The sequence below is a fragment of the Pseudomonas sp. Sample_21 genome, from assembly GCF_004307525.1.
GTDB classification, from domain to species: Bacteria; Pseudomonadota; Gammaproteobacteria; order Pseudomonadales; family Pseudomonadaceae; genus Aquipseudomonas; species Aquipseudomonas atacamensis.
This window is the reverse complement of record NZ_RCNZ01000089.1, coordinates 89,571-108,831: the sequence shown is the minus strand read 5'-3', so window position 1 is coordinate 108,831 and position 19,261 is coordinate 89,571. Positions and strand designations below refer to the sequence as shown.

Below are 19,261 nucleotides of genomic sequence, written 5' to 3'. Positions count from 1 at the left end.
CTGGCACGATCAACGACCCTCAACCGGGAGAGACACACACAATGGCACTTATCAGCATGCGCCAGATGCTGGACCACGCAGCCGAGTTCGGCTACGGCGTTCCAGCCTTCAACGTCAACAACCTTGAGCAGATGCGCGCCATCATGGAAGCCGCTGACAAGACTGACTCCCCGGTGATCGTCCAGGCTTCGGCCGGCGCCCGCAAATACGCCGGCGCGCCATTCCTGCGTCACTTGATCCTGGCGGCGATCGAAGAATTCCCGCACATCCCGGTGTGCATGCACCAGGACCACGGCACCAGCCCTGACGTCTGCCAGCGTTCGATTCAACTGGGCTTCAGCTCGGTGATGATGGACGGCTCGCTGGGCGAAGACGGCAAGACCCCGACCGACTACGACTACAACGTCCGCGTCACCCAACAAACCGTCGCCATGGCCCACGCCTGCGGCGTTTCGGTAGAAGGCGAGCTGGGTTGCCTGGGTTCGCTGGAAACCGGCATGGCCGGTGAAGAAGACGGCATCGGCGCCGAAGGCGTTCTGGATCACAGCCAGATGCTGACCGACCCGGAAGAAGCCGCTGACTTCGTCAAACGCACCCAGGTCGATGCCCTGGCCATCGCCATCGGCACCAGCCACGGCGCCTACAAGTTCACCAAGCCACCGACCGGTGACGTGCTGGCGATCGACCGCATCAAGGAAATCCACAAGCGCATCCCCAACACCCACCTGGTGATGCACGGTTCGTCCTCCGTGCCACAAGAGTGGCTGGCGATCATCAACCAGTACGGCGGCGACATCAAAGAGACCTACGGCGTCCCGGTTGAAGAAATCGTCGAAGGCATCAAGCACGGCGTGCGCAAGGTCAACATCGACACCGACCTGCGCCTGGCCTCCACCGGCGCCATGCGTCGCCTGATGGCTACCAACCCGAGCGAATTCGACCCACGTAAATTCTTCGGCGCCACTGTGACCGCAATGCGCGATGTATGTATCGCTCGTTATGAAGCGTTCGGTACTGCCGGTAATGCCTCGAAGATCAAACCGATCTCGCTGGAAGCGATGTACCAGCGTTATCTGAAGGGTGAGTTGAACGCCAAGGTCAACTGAGCCTGAGTGTTGAGCTGATTAAAAAGAAACCCGCCGAGGCGGGTTTCTTTGTGGGCGTAGTTAAACAAATATTTCCGCTACCTCTTCAAGCGTGGGCATGACTGCTGGACTGACGGTGAGCTCGCAATCCAGAGCGGCAATAACACGTGCATAGGCGTTCATGTCCACAGAAAGGGTGCCTTTCTCTATAGCGATGACTTTGTTTCGCGTCACTCTCGCGAGCTCGGCGAGTTGCGCTTGCGTTAGTCCGCGCTCCCTACGCCTTATGCGTAATTGGGCGGCGAGGCGGCTCATTAATAGAACGTAATCCATGCACTGTCTCTGTAACTTTCAAAGTTAAATGTGGCGTAAACGCTACATTTGCTCACTATAAGTCCGCTCGCACGCGTATGCGTCTACTCAATCTCTCAGACCCTTTTTCCACGCTGCTGGCGCCGCCTTCTCCAGACTGCACTTCACAGGGCACAGCTAGCTGAATGGCACCTGTAAGGGAAGTTTGGAAGATTTTCCGACGAAGAGTCCTTTATCAGTGATTACTCCTTCAGTTCAACGTGATCCAGTGCCTGATTTACTGCCAGTTCACCGAGCATGACGACCTGCGCGATCCCCAGCGCAGTTTTGCGATGCGAGTGGTCGAGCATCGCGGCGAAGTTGTTGAGCATGACGCTGGCTGAGCCCAAGGTTTCGCTGGCGTTGGCCAGCAGGGATTCGGTGTTGTATTTCGGGTTTGCGAAGTACATGGGCTCGGGTTCGTTGGTGCTAGCCATGATAAGGGCGGCGGGATTGAGGTAGTGGTCGAGGGCGCGTTCGGCGGCGTCGTTGAGTTTTTTTGAGTCGAGGGATTCGTATGGCGAGGCCGGGTCGGTGGCCGGCGGATGTGGCGTTGATTTAGTCATTTGCTCGAAACCTGATTGGAGTGCCTCCGCTCTGGCTACTAATCAAAGTGGAGGCAACTGTACGCAGGTTAGTAGACCGGGGTTTCGAGCAAGCCGGCGCACCCGAAGGTGCCCTGCGCACAGCTGCCATCAAGCGCAGGAATCGAAATCCCCGACTGACAGATGCTTGTGCATCACGCTTGAAACCGCGGGCTACTAAACCCGATCACCGGGAATCAGTGACACGAATCAAGTTACCGATGGCCCGCCAGGCGCACAAGCCGGCGAATTCTGGCGTAGTGGTAGGCAACGACGCAAGCTGTTGTAGGCATCCGGAAGTAACCGCTGGCAGCTCTAAACAGCGCTGTTTAAAGGTAGGAGCTGCCGAAGGCTGCGATCTTTTGATTCTGTCTTTTTAGAATCAAAAACAAGATCAAAAGATCGCAGCCTCCGGCAGCTCCTTGTATGTTCCCCACACACCAGCATGAATGAGATCTAAGCTCGCTGGTGCGACATACGAAGATGTGTTTCTGGGGGAGACCGATCGCTCCTTAAGGCAGGACTTGCTCCTGCCCTTGTCTGTAGAGAGGTCCCCCCGCCTCATTGCCCACCACGAAGAGTATCGAGAAGCCGATGAGTCGGACTTCGCATTACAAGGTTGCAGTGGCATGAAGTTCGAGGTCAGGGGAACCAGGAAGCATTTTTAACTCAGTTCTCTTGGAGTTGAAAGCATGAACATGCACGTCGGCTTGGATGTGGGATCTCGCACTACAGCGATGGGCTGGCGCAATGGCGGCCGCTTTGCAGGTCAGTGCAATATCGACCAGACACCGGCGGGGCGCAAAGCTGCTGTCGGCAAATTGCTTGAGCTCAAGCCTATGTCTGTGGTGATGGAAGCCACAGGAATCTACTACCTGGACTTGGCCATGGAGCTCGCTGCGGCGGGTTTGCCAGTCTCGGTTATCAATCCGAAGAGTTTTCACAACTTTGCAAAACTGATGCTGAAAAACAGCAAGACGGACGCAATCGATGCCCAGTTATTAGCTGAGTACGGCGAACGCATGAGCCCAAGGTTGTGGACGCCGCCCACTTCAATACAGCTTGAACTGCGCGCTATCGGCCGCCACATCAATCGTTTGACGGGTCATCGCACCCGCGCCAAAAACGAGCTGCATGCACTAAAAGCCACTCAAACAACTCTTCTGATGCTGATTGAGGACGAAGAAGAAGCCATCAACGCCTTTGACAAACGAATCGAGCGTTTCCGACTAGCGGGTCGGGCATTGATCGACAACTGCCCAACGTTGAGCGCCCAGTTCGCCCACATGATCGCCGCCCCGGGTATGGGTGAGATCTCAGTATTTGCGGCGCTGGCTGAACTGACGACCTTACCGGTAACGCTCAAGTCGGCGCAGGTCAGCCGCCATGCCGGACTCGATGTCCGACTCACGCAATCAGGCACCAGCATTGATAAACCCGGCCGGATAAGTAAGGGCGGCAATGCCTATTTGCGCTCAGCGATGTACATGCCTGCGCTGACCGCCATACGTTGCGACCCAAACGTGAAAGCGTTTTACGAAGCCTTGGTGGCTCGAGGAAAGAGGAAGATGCAGGCTATTGTCGCAGTCATGCGCAAATACCTGACCGGACTATGGGCCTGCATGCGGGCAGGCGAAGACTTCAGTACAGCCAAGCTTTTTAGCGGTAAACACACCCAAAAAGCTTGACCGTGAACAGAGTATCTACAGTAGGATTTGCGTTACTTGTCGTGATCAATATCCAGTTTGGTAAACGTCACCTGCCCACCTTCGCTGGTATACCCGGTGTTGTCCTGCACATACACCCCAGCCTTGAAATACAGCGGCTTGTCGCGCCAGGTCGCGCTGATCTGTGAGTCCCATTGATACCCCGCCGCACTTACGCCCAGTGCGCCGCCGGGACTCAGGTGGATCAGGTAGTTGAATTCACGATCAAGCTTGACGCCGGTGGCGAGGGTGATGACGCGGCTTTCGGCGTCGTCCGGGCGCATGCGCACTTTGATCACCAGATTGCCGGTCTGGGTTTTTTCCTTGTACTGATATTCGAGCTTGACCATCGGCCGCTGGCTTTCGTACGCGTGGATCTGGCCAATGACGATCTTGCCCGAGCTCGGCACCTTGTTCACCGCGAGGGTCGCACGCAGCAGGTTGTCGGCGTCCGGGTAGTACCAGTTGCGCAGGGTGCCGTTGCTATAGGTTTCGCGCAGTTCGGTACGCGGGTAGATGGCGTTTTCGGTTTTCGAGCCAGTCACCGGGGACCAGAAGAACAGGGTGCCGGTGTCGGAATGGAAGTACTGATCCTTGAAGCCATCCACCAGTTTTGAGGTTTCGACGGTGTACGGCGGGCTGCCAACAGGAACGCTGAGGTTCCAGGTTGCGAGGTCGATCATGACGGTTCTTCCAATCAATTCATCCGGAACGCCGGTGCCAGAAGCTCTAGCCCGCGCGTTTTCGGGCGTCTTTATAAGCGTAGCGGCAATTTTTGTTAATGCCCGCCCGGCGATTACTTGACGTCAAAGTCCTGTCGAAATGCCATCCCGCCCGGTTTTCGGGGGCTGTAGCGGTGACCGTTAGTCGGCTGGGTTGAGCATTGTTTAAATGATGGCGGGATGACAGCTTCTGCTTTCACCGATCCGCGTCTAGAGTGAAGGCTCAGTACGTCTATGGTTTTGCCGGCAACCGGTCCCGATAAGAGAAGCAGCATGGAATGCGCGCAACCCCAGCCAGGTGAAGGCAGCTCGGTCCTTTTGATCGTCGATGATTACCCCGAAAATCTGATCAGCATGCGCGCGTTGCTGCAGCGTCAGGATTGGCACGTGATGACCGCCGCCTCGGGTTTCGAGGCGCTGAACCTTTTGCTCGAACACGACATCGACCTGGTCCTGCTCGATGTGCAGATGCCCGGCATGGACGGTTTCGAGGTCGCACGGTTGATGCGCGGCAGCCAGCGTACGCGCCTGACACCGATCATTTTCCTCACCGCCAACGAGCAATCCCAGGACGCCGTGATCAAGGGCTATGCCAGCGGCGCGGTGGATTACCTGTTCAAGCCGTTCGATCCGCAAATCCTCAAGCCCAAGGTCCAGGCGCTGCTCGAGCACCAGCGCAATCGCCGTGCCCTGCAACGCCTCAGTCATGACCTGGAAGTGGCGCGCGCCTTCAATGCCTCGGTGCTGGACAACGCCGCCGAAGGCATTCTGGTGTTGAGCGAGGACGGCGTGATCCGCTTTGCCAACCCGGCGATTTCGCGACTGCTCAATGCGCCGGTGAAGGATCTGGAAGGCAAGGAGTTTCTCGATTTCCTGCAGAAGCCACACATTCCCCTGTGGGCCGATTCCGAGTTCTACGCCGGTTACCAGCGCGGTGAAACCCTGCGCCTGCATGATGCGTTGCTGCGCACGGCGCCCGGGCAGCAAGTGCCGGTGGCATTGTCCTGCGCGCCGCTGCCCTCGGAGCAGCACGCGATGGTGGTGACGGTACTGGACATGTCGGTGGTGCGTCACTTGCACCAGCAACTGGAATTCCAGGCGGTAACCGATCCGCTGACCGGGCTGCTCAACCGGCGCGGGTTCTACCAGACCGTGGAAAACCTGCTGTTGCGCGGGGAACGCAGCGACAGCAGCTGGGTGCTGCTCTACCTCGATCTCGATGGCTTCAAACGAGTCAATGATTCCCTCGGTCATGACGCCGGCGACCGCGTGTTGCGCTGGGTTTCCGAGCAATTGAAAGCGTGCCTGCGGCCATTCGATATTCTCGCGCGCATGGGCGGCGATGAATTCACCGCGCTGCTGGATCTGGAGTTTCCCGAGCAAGCGGCGAAGATTGCCGAAAAACTCATCGAACGGGTATCGGTCTGTCAGCAGATCGAAGGCCTGGATATCGTTCTTGGCGCCAGTATCGGCATTGCTACTTATCCCGACTGTGGGCGCAATCTCGACGGTTTGCTGCGCGCTTCGGACATTGCCATGTACGAAGCCAAGCGTGCCGGGCGTCAGCAATATCGTTTCTATGATCATGAAATGAACGGCCGCGCGCGTTCGCGTCTGATGCTTGAAGACAGCGTGCGCGAGGCCATCGAAAACCGCGATTTCAATCTGGTCTATCAACCGCAGGTGGCGATTGGCAGCGGGCAGATCCGTGGGTTCGAGGCGTTGCTGCGCTGGCAGCATCCGAGCGTCGGCGATGTGCCGCCGGGGTTGTTTCTGCCGTTGCTGGAAGAGGCGCGCTTGATCAGTCGCCTCGGCAGCTGGATCTATCACCGTGGCGCCGGGCAGCGCAAAGCCTGGGAAACCTTGTTCGCCGAAGATCTGGTGCTCGGTGTCAGCCTGAGCAACACCCAGTTCGGCCTGCCGAATCTGGTCACCGAACTGCGACAGGTCATGGAACGCCATGCGTTGCAACCGCGGCAACTGGAAGTCGAGGTCACCGAAGAAGCGTTGATGCAAAACCCGGACGAAACCCGCAAGCAACTGCGGCTGCTGCGTCATCTCGGGGTGCGCGTGGCGCTGGATGATTTTGGTTCGGGGCCGTGCTCGCTGGCGCATCTGCGCGATTTGGAACTGGACACACTGAAGCTCGACCGCCACTTGATCGCGCGCCTGCCGGACTCGCCACGGGATGCGGCGCTGGTGCGCATGGTCATCGACCTGTGCAAGCAATACGGTCTGCTGGTGATTGCCGAAGGAGTGGAAACCCTCGAGCAATATCAGTGGCTGCAAACCCATGGTTGCGAATACGTGCAGGGCTTCCTCGTCGCGCGGCCGTTGATCGCCGAAGACGCGGTCAGCTTCGTCGAACCGTTTGACTGGAGCGCGTTGCCCGGTTGAATTCGCTACACTGGCGGACCTTTTTCGAACCGCGTCGCTCGTCCATGACTGTGTTGAAGTACCTCCAGGCCTACCCCGCACAATTGCAGGATCAGGTGCGCCAACTGATAGCCGAAGGGCGCCTGGGTGAATACCTGAATCAGCGCTATTCAGGGCGACACGACGTGCAGAGCGACAAGGCCTTGTACAGCTACGCGCTGGATCTCAAACAGCAGTACATGCGCAATGCGCCGGCCATCGACAAAGTGCTGTTCGACAACCGCCTCGACCTGACCCACCGCGCGCTCGGTCTGCACACCACGGTGTCGCGGGTGCAGGGCGGCAAGCTCAAGGCCAACAAGGAAATCCGCATCGCCGCGCTGTTCAAGGACGCCGCGCCGGATTTTCTGAAGATGATCGTGGTGCACGAGCTGGCGCACTTCAAGGAATCGGATCACAACAAGGCGTTCTATAAACTGTGCGAGCACATGCTGCCGGGGTATCACCAGATCGAGTTCGATCTGCGTGTGTACCTGACGTGGCGGGATATGCAGGCTTGACCAATCAGGAAGGTGTGGATGGACGTCAGCAAGACCAAGAGCAGTTTCTATCGCCGTTTGTACGTGGCTTATCTGATCGATAGCGGCCTGGCGCCGAGTGTGCCGACGCTGACCGAAGTCACCGGCATGCCGCGACGCACGGCGCAGGACACGATTGCCGCGCTGGCCGATCTGGACATCATCTGTGAGTTCGAACAGGAAGAGGGCGCGCGCAATCATGCCGGGCGCTATCGGATTCGTGAGTGGGGAGCGATTGATCGCGGCTGGATCGAGCGCAATTTGCGGCAGATAAAAGCGGTGCTGGAATACCCCTGATTCCTGCGCCGACGGTTCTGACGCCTTCGCGAGCAGGCTCGCTCCCCCAATGGATATGCATTCCCTGTGGGAGCGAGCCTGCTCGCGAAAGGGCCTTCAGGACCGACGCATGCCGATGTGCGGAATGTCATCCTCCAGATATTCCTCGCCGACTGCGACAAACCCGTACCTGCCGTAATACCCCTGCAAGTGTGCCTGCGCCGACAGATAGATCGGCACCTGCGGCCAGTGCTTTTCGGCCTGCTTCAGCGCCTGTTCCATCATCGCGTGGCCCAACCCTTTGCCACGGCCGGCGGACGCGGTCACCACGCGGCCAATCACCACGTCGCCGCCCTGGGATTCCGGGTCGAGCAGGCGCAAATAAGCCATCAGCTGATCATCCTCCCAGCCCATCAGGTGATGGGTATCGCCCTCCAGATCCTGGCCGTCGAGGTCTGGATAAGCACATTTCTGTTCGACCACGAATACGTCAGAGCGCAGCTTCAACAGGGCATACAACTGCTCTTTGCCCAAATCGCGATGATGTTTGCAGATCCACTCGATTGTCATTTTTCGATTCCTTGACCATGTCGCCCGATACTAAGCGCAGCAGCGCCGTATGTCTGTATGGCGCAACAGTCTGTGATAAAGGTCAAAATGCCACTATTCCTTTCTCGCGCTGGCTGCGACTTTGTGTAATCTGCTCAAGAGCACTGTCCACTGGCTCCCATGAGCTAATGTTCAATGCTTGGGTTTTGCCGGTAAGGGGCCTTGGGTTTTGACGTGAAACCACGTCGGGCGGTTGCCCGCTAAGGATGTTCAAGCATGCTGCGATTGCTTCAAGCCGTTGCTTTGATCGGACTGCTGGTGCTCGGCCAGGATGTTGCGGCGCAGAAGCTGCGGCTGGCGTTCGATAATTGGCCGCCATTTACCGACGATGCACTGGTCAACGGTGGCCTGGCCACCGACATTGTCAGCACCGCACTGGCTCGCGCCGGTTATGCCAGCGGTTACGAACAAGTGCCGTGGGCGCGAGCATTGCTGGGGATTGGCGAGGGGCGTTACGACGTGCTGGTCAATGCCTGGTACAACGACGAACGCACGCAGATCGGTCAGTTTTCCGGTGAGTACCTGATCAATCGCATCCGCTTCCTCAAGCGTAAAGACGCACCCATTGAATACAACAGCCTCGAGCAACTGCACACCTATCCGATTGCGGTGGTGCGCGGGTACGCCTATTCCGCCCCGTTCGATGCCGACACGGCGATGCAGAAAGTGCCCGTGCACAACTTCGCCATGGGCGTGCGCATGCTCGCGGCGGACCGGGTCAAGCTGACCCTGGAGGATGAGTACGTGGCGAAGTATTACCTGGCCCGGGAATCGGCCAAGGTGCGCAATTCGGTGGAGTTTTTACCCAAGCCGTTGAGTGAGAACAGCCTGCATATTCTGGTCAGCCTGAAGAACCCGCAGCATGAGCAGATCGTCGCCGGGTTTGACCGGGCGATTGCAGCGATGAAGGCTGACGGGACTTATGAGAAGTTATTGCGGCGGCATGGAATGTGAAGGGTGATCCGGCATTTTATTTGTGGCTGATGACCTCTTCGCGAGCAGGCTCGCTCCCACAATTTGAAATGCATACCCTGTGGGAGCGAGCCTGCTCGCGAACGCGTCGTCTCAGGCGCCGCTGATTTCGGCAGTGTCCTTGATCAAATGCGCCGCCAATGTCCGAAGCGGCCCCAACTGCCGGCAAATCAGCGCCAACTGCGTTTGCACCAACCGCTGCCCTTCATCGATTTCATCCGGCATCTGTTCAAGCTCATTGGCCAGCGCTTCTTCTTCATCACTCTGAATTGCAATCGGCTGCTTGCTCGCCAGGCCTTGAGCGATTTCGTCGATGCTGGTCGCCAGTTTCACCCCGGCGCCTTCGATCAGATGCTCGCGCACCTCCGCTGGCAACTGTGTTTCACGGTGCGCGCCGAGCCCCGACAAATAGCTGAGAAGGGTGTGCGACAGCACCAGGAAGCGGAAGCCGACATCCGCCTCCTTACGGAAGTGTCCCGGTTCCATGAGCATGTTCGCCAGTGTCGTCGACAGCGCCGCGTCGGCGTTATGGGCGTTGCGGCGGGCCAGGCGATAGGCGAGGTCGTCGCTCTTGCCTGCGGCGTATTGCTGCATGATCTGGCGCAGGTAGATGCTGTTGCAGGTCAGGGTGTTGGCCAGCACTTTGTTCAGGCGCCGACCCTGCCAGTCCGGCAGGAACAGGAACACCGCCAGACCCGCAATCAAACTGCCGAGCAAGGTATCGAACAACCGTGGCAGGAACAGCCCGTAGCCATCGCCGACCTGATTGAAGCAGAACAGCACCATGATCGTGATCGCCGCCGTCGCCAGGGTGTAGCGGGTGGTGCGATTGGTGAAGAACACCACGCCGGCAGCAATGGCGAAGCACGATTGCACTACCGGGTTGGGGAACAGATCGAACAGCGCCCACGCCACCGTCAGGCCAATGGCCGTGCCGATGATCCGCTGGCCGAGCTTGCGCCGGGTGGCGCCGTAGTTCGGTTGGCAGACGAACAGCGTGGTGAGAATGATCCAGTAGCCTTGGGACGGGTGAATCAGGTGCACCATGCCGTAGCCGATGCTCAGTGCCAGCGGCAGGCGCAGGGCATGGCGGAACAGCAGCGAGGTAGGCGTCAGTTGCGTGCGCAGGCGAATCCACACGTCCTTGAGATTGCGCGGTGAACGGTCGAGCAGGCTGCTGTCGGTGGCATCCGCCAGGGCATCGGGGTTACTGGCGTCGCTGAGCAAGCGATCGAGGGTGCCGAGGTTGGCCGCCAGTGCGCGCAGCGAGCGCAGCAGGCCGCGCCATGCCGGGTTGCTCTGGATGCGCAAGTGTTCGAGGGAGGCATGCAGGTCGTTCAGGGCTTCGGCGAAACTGGCGTCGTAGATGAACGGCTGGCGCATCTGGATGGATTCGGCCAAGGCCCGGCAGGCCTTGCCTTGCTGGCGCAGCAGGCGCTGGCAGCGGAACAGCACGTCACTGTGGAAGAACGCCTCGGCCAGCGCGTTGTAAGGGTAGTGCGAAGAGCTGGCGCGTTCGTGGATGTCCTGCGCGAGGAAATACAGCTTCAGATAACGGCTGACTTTCGAGCCCGGTCGACCGTTGCCGACCCGGTGCAGGATGATTTCCTTGGCCGTGTTCAGGGCGGCGACCACCCGGCCATTCTGCTGCGCCAGTTCGAGCCGCCGGGCTTCGACATCCATCTGTCGGACCGGCTCGAACAGCGAGGATTTCAGCTTCAAGTACAGGCCCAGTTCACGGAACAGCCGCGCCAGACTCTGCTGCACCGGTTGATTGGAAAACAGCGCCTGCCACAGCACCGAGAGCAGGCCATACCACGCCGCGCCGGCGACCAGCAGCATCGGTTCATGCCAGAAATCGGTAACCGCGCCGCCGCGCTGATCGACGCCGATCATCGTGTACACCGAGAGAATCAGCGTCGCCGACGCGATCGCACCGTAACGCTCGCCCAGTGCGCCGAGCATGGTCAGGCCGAAACTGGCCAGCGCTAGGGCCACGGCGAAAATGATCGGGTAGGGGAAGAGCAATTCCACCGACAGCGCGGCGATGCTGAAACACACCAGTGTCACCGCCAGAGCGTTGAGACGACCTTGCCAACTGTCGTCGGTCTCGGCCAGGGCGCTGGCGATGATGCCGAGGAACAACGGGATCAGCAGGCCCATTTCATCCTGATACCAGCACAGCGCCATGCTTCCGGTCAGGGCGATGAATACCCGCACGCTGTAGCTGAATTTATCCAGCGCCCACAGGCGCCGCAAAGACTGACGAAACGAGGTCGAGGACATGAAGTGCGAAGGCCTTCCGAGGCGATGCCGCTAAATTGAGCCAGTAATGACGCCGACGCAATGGCGCCGAGCACATCTGACAGCAAAAAGTGTTCCTTTTACTTACACCACAAACCACTGTGGGAGCGAGCTTGCTCGCGAAAGCGGAGTGTCATTCAACATTGATGTCGACTGGTACACCGCATTCGCGAGCAGGCTCGCTCCCACAGGGTTTTGTATTTGGCCTTGAGTTAAACGTACTGCGCGGCGGCGTAACCAGAGGCCCAAGCCCACTGGAAATTGAAGCCGCCCAGGTGCCCGGTGACGTCGAGCACTTCACCAATGAAGTACAGGCCCGGGCTTTTCAGCGATTCCATTGTCTTGGACGACACCTCGCGGGTGTCGACGCCGCCCAGGGTCACCTCAGCCGTGCGATAGCCTTCAGTTCCCGCCGGCACAACCTTCCAGCTGCCGAGCTTCTCGGCAATCTCCGCCAGTTCAGCGTGGGTGTACTGCTTCATCGGTTTGGAGACAAACCAGTTGTCCGCCAGCAGATTGGCCATCTTCTTGGTGTAGATCTCGCCAAGCAAAGTCTTCAGCTCGCTGTTCGGACGCTCGGCGACTTGCTCTTGCAGCCAGCTCGCCGCGTCGTGATCCGGCAGCAGGTTGATTTCCACCGTGTCGCCAGGTTCCCAGAACGAACTGATCTGCAAGATCGCCGGGCCACTGAGGCCACGATGAGTGAACAGGATGTTCTCGCGAAAGCTTTGCTCGTTGCAGCTGACCAGACAATCCACCGAGGTGCCGGACAGCTCTGTGCACAACTCCTTGAGCTGGTCGGTAATGGTGAATGGCACCAGCCCGGCGCGGGTCGGCAGCAGTTCATGGCCGAACTGTTTGGCGACCTGGTAACCGAAACCGGTAGCGCCCAGGGTCGGAATCGATAGCCCGCCGGTGGCGATCACCAACGATTGGCACTGGACCTGACCGAGGGTGGTGTCGAGCAGGTAGCCGCTGTCGGTTTTTTCGATGGTCTGGATTGAGGTGTCCAGGTGCAGCTCGACGCCGGCCTGATCGCATTCATCAAGGAGCATGCCGAGGATGTCGCTGGATTTGTTATCGCAGAACAGTTGGCCGAGTTTCTTCTCGTGGTACGGCACGCCATGTTTGCCGACCAGGCCGATGAAATCCCACTGGGTGTGACGCGCCAGCGCCGATTTGCAGAAATGCGGATTCTGCGAGAGGAAGTTGCTCGGTTCGGTGTACATGTTGGTGAAATTGCAGCGACCGCCGCCGGACATGAGGATTTTCTTGCCGGCCTTGTTCGCGTGGTCGAGCAGCAACACCTGACGCCCGCGCCCGGCGGCGGTCAGGGCACACATCAAGCCGGCGGCGCCAGCGCCAATGATCACGACTTCGGTAGAGCGCAAAACGGTGTCCTCACACAATGATCGTTCCCACGCTCTGCGTGGGAATGCCGCCATGGACGCTCTGCGTCCGTTGTTATGTGACGCGGAGCGTCACGGGATGCATTCCCACGCAGAGCGTGGGAACGATCAGGTCAGAGAATACGCACGCGCAACGAGCGGCCCTTGATCTTGCCGTCGTTCAGGCGCTGCAAGGCCTGCATGGCCACGGTGCGCTCGACAGCGACGTAGGCCTGGAAATCGAAGATGGCGATTTTGCCAACCTGCGCGCCGGGAATGCCCGCTTCGCCGGTCAGTGCGCCAAGAATGTCGCCCGGGCGCACTTTGTCTTTACGGCCAGCGCCGATGCACAGGGTGGTCATCGGTGGTTGCAGCGGCGCCAGGCCCTGGGACTTGAGGTTGTCGATCTGATCCCAGTTCAGCGGCGCTTTCTGCAGTTGTTCGATGGCTTGCGCACGATGAGCTTCGGACGGCGCGACCAGGCTGATGGCGATGCCTTTCTCGCCCGCGCGACCGGTACGGCCGACGCGGTGGATGTGGATTTCCGAATCGCGCGCCAGCTCGACGTTGATCACCATGTCCAGCGCATCGATGTCCAGACCACGGGCGGCGACGTCGGTGGCAACCAGCACCGAGGTGCTGCGGTTGGCGAACATCGCCAGTACCTGATCACGATCACGCTGTTCCAGATCGCCGTGCAGGCCAACGGCGGAAATACCTTTGGCGGTCAGGTGATCGACGGTTTCCTGAACCTGCTGCTTGGTGAAGCAGAACGCCACGCAGGACGCCGGACGGAAGTGGTGCAGGACTTTGGTCACCGCGCTCATGCGCTCTTCCGGGGAAATCTCGTAGAAGCGCTGCTCGATCTGCGTGTCGTCGTGGAAGGCTTCAGCCTTGACGGTCTGCGGATCGCGCATGAATTTCGAGGCCAGTTGCTTGATGCCCACCGGGTAGGTCGCGGAGAACAGCAGAGTCTGCCGGCGCTCCGGGGTCTTGATGATGATGTCTTCGATGGCGTCGTAGAAACCCATGTCGAGCATGCGGTCGGCTTCGTCGAGGATCAGCGTGTTCAGGCCATCGAGCACCAGCGAACCCTTGCGCAGGTGCTGCTGAATGCGCCCCGGGGTGCCGACGATGATGTGCGCGCCGTGCTCCAGCGAAGCGATCTGCGGGCCGAACGAGACGCCACCGCACAGGGTCAGGACTTTGATGTTGTCTTCGGCGCGGGCCAGACGACGGACTTCCTTGGCCACCTGGTCGGCCAGTTCGCGGGTCGGGCAAATCACCAGCGCCTGGCACCCGAAGTAGCGCGGGTTGATCGGGTTGAGCAGGCCGATGCCGAACGCGGCGGTCTTGCCGCTGCCGGTCTTGGCCTGGGCGATAAGGTCCATCCCCTTGAGGATCACCGGCAAGCTCTGCGCCTGGATCGGCGTCATCTGGGCATAACCGAGTGATTCGAGGTTAGCCAGCATGGCGGCGGACAGCGGCAGAGTATTAAAAGCGGTGGCGATGGTGGTCACGGGACTGGCCTGCAAAACAAAATGTCGCGCAGTGTAGCAGCCCCGTGCCGGTTTCCTCGACAGTTCTGGACGAACAGCGATTGAACCCGAGGCAGGGATTACCTGTGGCGAGGGGATTTATCTGTGGCGAGGGGATTTATCCCCGCTGGGGTGCGGAGCACCCCCAATACCTGCCACCTCAATTCATCCGGCTGACCGCATCCAACCTTTTTGGGGCTGCTGCGCAACCCAGCGGGGATAAATCCCCTCGCCACGGAAGTCCTTCAGCAGCCACAGATGTCCTCCAGCACAATCAGTGTTCGATGTGCTCCTGTGGCCGTTTCGCCCGGCGCCCGTCTTCCTTGGACAGCTGCGAGAAAATCGTCGCCGCCAGCATCGCCATCACGCCGACCGTGACGAAGGTCAGCTGGAACGCACCGAGTACGGTTTCCACGCCATCGTTGCCGACCTTCGCAGTGAAGCCGCCGAGCAGCGCACCGGCGCAAGCCACGCCGAGGCTCAGCGACAACTGCGCTACCACCGACAGCAGACTGTTGCCGCTGCTGGCGCTGGCATCGTCGAGGTCGATCAGCGTCACCGTATTCATCGCGGTGAATTGCAGCGAGTTGATCGCACCGAGCACCGCCAGCAGGCACAACAGCAGCCAGTACGGCGTCTGCTCGCTGACCAGACCCATGCTCGCCAGCATGATCCCCAGCGCCAGCGTGTTGCCGGTGAGCACGATGCGATAGCCGAGGCGTTCGATCAGCGGACGCGCGACCCACTTGGCGACCATCGCCGCAGCGGCCAGCGGCAACATGCTCATCCCCGCTTGCGACGGCGAATAGCCCAACGCCACTTGCAGCAGCAGCGGAACCAGAAATGGCAGAGCACCGCTGCCCAGTCGCGCGAACAGGTTGCCGAGAATGCCGACGGCGAACGTGCGGGTCTTGAACAGCGAAGGCGCAAACAGCGGATTCTCGATGTGCCCGGCGCGCAGCCAGTACGCCGCCAGACAGGCCATGCCGGCGAACAGCAGCAACATCACCCGCAGGTGCGGTAGGTGCAGTTCACCAAGACCTTCCATGGCGATGGTGATGAGGATCATCGCCGCGCCGAAAAGCAGAAAGCCGAGGCTATCGAAGCGGGTGCGCTCGGTGCCGCGCAGGTCGGGAATGAACTTCCACACCGCATAACAGCCGATCACCCCGACCGGCAGATTGATCAGGAAGATCCAGTGCCACGTCACGTATTCCACCATCCAGCCGCCCATGGTCGGGCCGATAAGCGGGCCGAGCAGGCCGGGAATTGTGATGAAACCCATGATCCGCACCAGTTCCGAGCGCGGATAGGCGCGCAGCACCACCAGCCGCCCGACCGGCAGCATCAGCGCACCGCCGAGGCCCTGAATCACCCGCGCACCGATGAGCATGCTCAGGCTGCTGGACAAAGCGCAGAGCAGCGAGCCGAAGCTGAACAGCAGAATCGCGCCGAAGAAGATTTTCTTGGTGCCGAAGCGGTCGGCGATCCAGCCGGAGGCCGGGATCAGCAGGGCCACGGTGAGCATGTAGGCGATGATCACACCCTGCATGCGCAACGGGTCTTCCGCCAGATCGCTGGCCATGGCCGGCAGCGCGGTATTGAGGATGGTCCCGTCGAGTGACTGCATGAAGAAGGCGATGGCGACGACCCACGGCAACCAGCGGGCGGTGATGGCGTCGAGAGGCGGGCGGTTGGGCATGGAACCTCTTGTGGTCTGTTTGATGATCGTTCCCACGCTCTGCGTGGGAATGCCTCAACGGACGCTCTGCGTCCGCTTTTGGCTGGGACGCGGAGCGTCCCGGGCTGCATTCCCACGCGGAGCGTGGGAACGATCGCTGTCAGAGGGTCAGGGTCAACCGGCTGACCAGCGCCCCCGGCAACAGCGATGACGAGGTATTGCGCTGGCTGTAGGTACTCGCCGAGAGCAGCAATTCACGCTCGGTAGTCAACGCTTCCAACTGCGAGCCGAGCAGGTTGTAGGCGCTGTCGTCGAAACGCATGGTGCTGACCGGCGCCTGGATTTCGCCGTTCTCGACCCAGAAGGTCGCGAAACGGGTCATGCCGGTCATGCGCGCCGCCGGTTGATCCGAGTAGTTCAGGTACCACAGATTGCTGATGTACAGCCCGGTGCCCAACTGCTTGAGGATCTCTTGCTGCGACAGATCACCGGCGGCCATGTTCAATGCACTGGGCATTTCGCCGCCGCCCGCACCGTTCGCCGCCAGACCATATTCGGCGGCGCTGCGCGAGCCGACCAGTTGATCACCGGCCCGGCCTTCGATGATCAGACGCAGATCGCTGCGCGGATATCCCTCGGCGGAAAAAGCCGGGCTCAGGGATTCGCTGACTTTCTCATCCAGCGACACCAGCGGACTGAACGCCTGATCGCCGACGTAGAGCTTCTGCAACGGGCTGCTCTTGCTGGCGATCGATTGCGCCGAGAACCCGCCCCAACTGAGCATGCCCATGATTTCTTCCAGTGCCGCCGGTGCCAGATAGGCGCGGTACTGCCCCGGTGCCAGGGTGCGTAACGGTCGGCCGAGAAACTCCAGCTGTTCGCGGGCCTGGGCGAAACGCCGGGCAAACCCTTCGTCGCTCCAATCGTGGCCGGCGTAGCTGGCCTTTACCGCTTCGCCGTTTTCATGGAACAGGCTGAAGTCGAAGTTGAAACTGTTGGCTTCATGCCAGCCGAACGCGCCGGCGGAGCTGGCGAAACCGCGGCTGATCGGGCCGGCAGCATAAAAACCGACCAGATCCAGACCTTCAGCGGCAGCGCAGATTTGCCCGACGACATCTTCGGTGTCCGGCAGCGGATGCGCTTGTACGTGCGTGCTCTGCCAGCTGTTGTGATTGAGCAGCAGGTACGGATCCTGCGGCAGCAGCGGCAGGGTTTCGCGCAGTTGTTGCAGGCCCTCGGCGAGCCGTTGCAGATCGGCTTCCTGATCCCCGGACAAGGTGATCTGCAGGTCGGCGTGGCGACCGTCGTCGATCAGTTTCAGGCCGACGTTGGCCTGCTGTACTTGCCCGGCCTGGCGCACCTTGGCGTGATTGAAGCGCACGAACGCCGAGGCTTCGGCGGCGTAGCTGAGCGTGAACTGTTCCGGCTCGCGCACGCTGTCGCGCAGCCAGTTGACCATGACCTTGAAGGCGTCGGACTGACGCTTCGAAATGCTCATCAGGCGTCTCCCCCAAACACATCAATGTTGCTGAATACGCAGGCCGGCGAAGCGTGGCCGACGCGAATCACCTGGTTCGGTTCGCCCTTGCCGCAGTTCGGCGTGCCCAGCACCTTGACGGTGTTGGCATCGCCGACGGCGCGCAGGCTCTTCCAGAAGTGCGCGGAAATGGCCCGGTAGTTGGGATTTTTCACCACGCCTTTAAGTTCACCATGCTCGATCAACTGGCCCCATTCGCAGCCGAACTGGAATTTGTTGCGCGCATCGTCGATCGACCACGAGCGGTTGGTGCTCATCAGAATGCCGTGCTCGATACCACCGATCATCTGCTCCAGCGTCTGATCGCCCGGCTCGATGTTGAGGTTGGCCATGCGGTCGATCGGTGGCCGGTTCCAGCCGCAGGCGCGGCTGTTGGCAACGCCATCAAGGCCGGCGCGATATTGCGACAGCGCTCCGCCCAGTGGCCGCAGCAACAGGCCGTCGCGAATCAGGAATTGTTTGCTCGCCGCAGTGCCGTCGTCGTCATGGCCGTAGCTGGCGAGTTCTTCCGGGATGCCCGGGTCGAAGGTTACGTTGAGCAGGTTGGAGCCGTATTGCAGGCTGCCGAAATCGCTGGTCTTGACGAAACTGGTGCCGGCGTAATTGCGCTCATCGCCGAGGATGCGGTCGAGCTCCAGCGGGTGACCGATGGATTCATGGATCTGCAGCATCATCTGATCAGGCATCAGCAGCAGGTCGCGCGGGCCTTGCGGGGTGTTCGGCGCGAGCAGCAGTTGCAGGGCCTGGTCGGCGACTTGCGGACCGGCACCGACCAGGCCGCAGCGGCTGATGACGTCGGCGCCACCCTGTTGGCCGAAGTTCTCGCGGCCGAGGCTGCGGGTCTGGCTGTCGTTGCCGTCGTAGGCGGTGACGTCGAGGCTCGGATAGACGAAGCGCTGGGCCTGGCGCAATTCGGCGCCGGCGCTGCTCAGGTAGATCTGCTCGACGTTAGTGATGCCGATGCTCACCTGCCAATTGACCAGGCGCTCATCCTTGGGCACCGAGGCGGATTCCGCACCGAGCAGATCGAAGCATTCGCTCAGGGACGGGAAGGGCTGTTCGAGGTTGGGTGAAAAATAATCAGCGCGGTCGCTGGACAGCGTCTGCTCGCGCAGATCGAGCAAGGCGTGCGGCTTGAGCCGGCGGGCCTGTTGTTCGGCGCGCTCGAGGGCGGCTTGCAGGCCTTGTTGCGAGAGGTCATTGGTCGCCGCATAGGCTTCGACGCCATTGACACGTACGGTGAGCATCGCCCCTTCATCGCGGCTCAAACTCGGCGGTTCGGCGACGTTCTTGCGCACCGACAGAAACTGCCCGGACTCGCGCACATACCGCAGGGAAAAAAATTCAGCGCCCGTGCGCAAGGCAGCAAAGCGCTGCTTGAGCTGGGGGTGGAAATCGAACATTCGGGAACCTCCTTGTAATGGAGTAGCGGCATGGCGACAGCGGGGAGGGGTGAAACGGTTGCGCGAGGTCTAGAGTAGGCCTGCGTGGGGGTAGGATCAAGTGAAGAGGGGGTGTAGGAGGATTTACTGTGCAGCGGGGGAATTTGTGCTG

At 60.2% G+C, this 19,261-nt stretch carries 16 protein-coding genes; 6 read left to right on the top strand and 10 right to left on the bottom strand.

Annotated elements, in window-relative coordinates; translation table 11 throughout:
• Positions 1–41: 41 nt before the first annotated feature.
• On the top strand, positions 42–1,106 hold the full coding sequence (fba, locus tag D8U71_RS17190; protein ID WP_008081027.1) for a class II fructose-bisphosphate aldolase: 1,065 nt from the start codon (positions 42–44) through the stop codon (positions 1,104–1,106).
• A gap of 60 nt (positions 1,107–1,166) precedes the next feature.
• Here fba and D8U71_RS17185 read toward each other — a convergent pair whose 3' ends face one another.
• Positions 1,167–1,418, bottom strand: a complete 252-nt coding sequence (locus D8U71_RS17185) for a helix-turn-helix domain-containing protein (RefSeq protein ID WP_125916620.1) — start codon at positions 1,416–1,418, stop codon at positions 1,167–1,169.
• 221 nt (positions 1,419–1,639) lie between these two features.
• Positions 1,640–2,002 carry a DUF6124 family protein gene (locus tag D8U71_RS17180; protein WP_125925464.1) on the bottom strand — a complete coding sequence of 121 codons (363 nt, stop codon included), beginning with the start codon at positions 2,000–2,002 and terminating at the stop codon, positions 1,640–1,642.
• A gap of 710 nt (positions 2,003–2,712) precedes the next feature.
• Here D8U71_RS17180 and D8U71_RS17170 point away from each other — a divergent pair.
• Complete coding sequence (locus D8U71_RS17170) at positions 2,713–3,708, top strand: IS110 family transposase (protein WP_071172919.1); 996 nt, start codon at positions 2,713–2,715, stop codon at positions 3,706–3,708.
• Between the two features lie 32 nt (positions 3,709–3,740).
• Here the strand turns inward: D8U71_RS17170 and D8U71_RS17165 are convergent, their stop codons facing one another.
• Positions 3,741–4,409 (bottom strand): polysaccharide lyase family 7 protein, encoded by a 669-nt coding sequence (locus tag D8U71_RS17165; protein ID WP_016772792.1) that lies wholly within the window; start codon positions 4,407–4,409, stop codon positions 3,741–3,743.
• A gap of 312 nt (positions 4,410–4,721) precedes the next feature.
• Here D8U71_RS17165 and D8U71_RS17160 point away from each other — a divergent pair, with 312 nt between their 5' ends.
• Genes D8U71_RS17160 through D8U71_RS17150 form a run of 3 tightly spaced genes read left to right on the top strand, consistent with a single transcriptional unit; the run spans position 4,722 to position 7,699 of the window.
• On the top strand, positions 4,722–6,845 hold the full coding sequence (locus D8U71_RS17160) for an EAL domain-containing protein (protein ID WP_024014617.1): 2,124 nt from the start codon (positions 4,722–4,724) through the stop codon (positions 6,843–6,845).
• Positions 6,846–6,889: 44 nt separating this feature from the next.
• Entirely contained in the window at positions 6,890–7,384 is a 495-nt protein-coding gene (locus D8U71_RS17155; RefSeq protein ID WP_038861199.1) for a M48 family metallopeptidase, read from the top strand.
• A gap of 18 nt (positions 7,385–7,402) precedes the next feature.
• Positions 7,403–7,699: a winged helix-turn-helix domain-containing protein gene (locus tag D8U71_RS17150; RefSeq protein WP_016772794.1), complete on the top strand. Its 297-nt coding sequence runs from the start codon at positions 7,403–7,405 to the stop codon at positions 7,697–7,699.
• 96 nt (positions 7,700–7,795) lie between these two features.
• Here D8U71_RS17150 and D8U71_RS17145 read toward each other — a convergent pair whose 3' ends face one another.
• On the bottom strand, positions 7,796–8,248 hold the full coding sequence (locus tag D8U71_RS17145) for a GNAT family N-acetyltransferase (protein WP_125925465.1): 453 nt from the start codon (positions 8,246–8,248) through the stop codon (positions 7,796–7,798).
• A 255-nt stretch (positions 8,249–8,503) separates the two neighbouring features.
• Between D8U71_RS17145 and D8U71_RS17140 the strand changes: the two genes are divergently transcribed.
• Positions 8,504–9,241 (top strand): transporter substrate-binding domain-containing protein, encoded by a 738-nt coding sequence (locus tag D8U71_RS17140; protein WP_024014615.1) that lies wholly within the window; start codon positions 8,504–8,506, stop codon positions 9,239–9,241.
• A gap of 111 nt (positions 9,242–9,352) precedes the next feature.
• Here the strand turns inward: D8U71_RS17140 and yccS are convergent, their stop codons facing one another.
• From yccS to D8U71_RS17110, 6 genes are all read right to left on the bottom strand, one after another.
• A complete protein-coding gene (gene yccS, locus D8U71_RS17135) occupies positions 9,353–11,545 on the bottom strand; it encodes a YccS family putative transporter (RefSeq protein WP_130888284.1) in 2,193 nt (730 codons plus the stop codon).
• A gap of 230 nt (positions 11,546–11,775) precedes the next feature.
• Entirely contained in the window at positions 11,776–12,954 is a 1,179-nt protein-coding gene (locus tag D8U71_RS17130; RefSeq protein ID WP_130888283.1) for an NAD(P)/FAD-dependent oxidoreductase, read from the bottom strand.
• Positions 12,955–13,085: 131 nt separating this feature from the next.
• Positions 13,086–14,471 (bottom strand): ATP-dependent RNA helicase DbpA, encoded by a 1,386-nt coding sequence (dbpA, locus tag D8U71_RS17125; protein ID WP_024014613.1) that lies wholly within the window; start codon positions 14,469–14,471, stop codon positions 13,086–13,088.
• 292 nt (positions 14,472–14,763) lie between these two features.
• A complete protein-coding gene (gene mdtD, locus D8U71_RS17120) occupies positions 14,764–16,191 on the bottom strand; it encodes a multidrug transporter subunit MdtD (RefSeq protein ID WP_056786508.1) in 1,428 nt (475 codons plus the stop codon).
• A gap of 139 nt (positions 16,192–16,330) precedes the next feature.
• Positions 16,331–17,668 (bottom strand): TldD/PmbA family protein, encoded by a 1,338-nt coding sequence (locus D8U71_RS17115; protein WP_024014611.1) that lies wholly within the window; start codon positions 17,666–17,668, stop codon positions 16,331–16,333.
• On the bottom strand, positions 17,668–19,110 hold the full coding sequence (locus tag D8U71_RS17110; RefSeq protein ID WP_016772800.1) for a TldD/PmbA family protein: 1,443 nt from the start codon (positions 19,108–19,110) through the stop codon (positions 17,668–17,670). Before D8U71_RS17110 ends, D8U71_RS17115 begins: the two co-directional genes overlap by 1 nt.
• Positions 19,111–19,261: the final 151 nt, after the last annotated feature.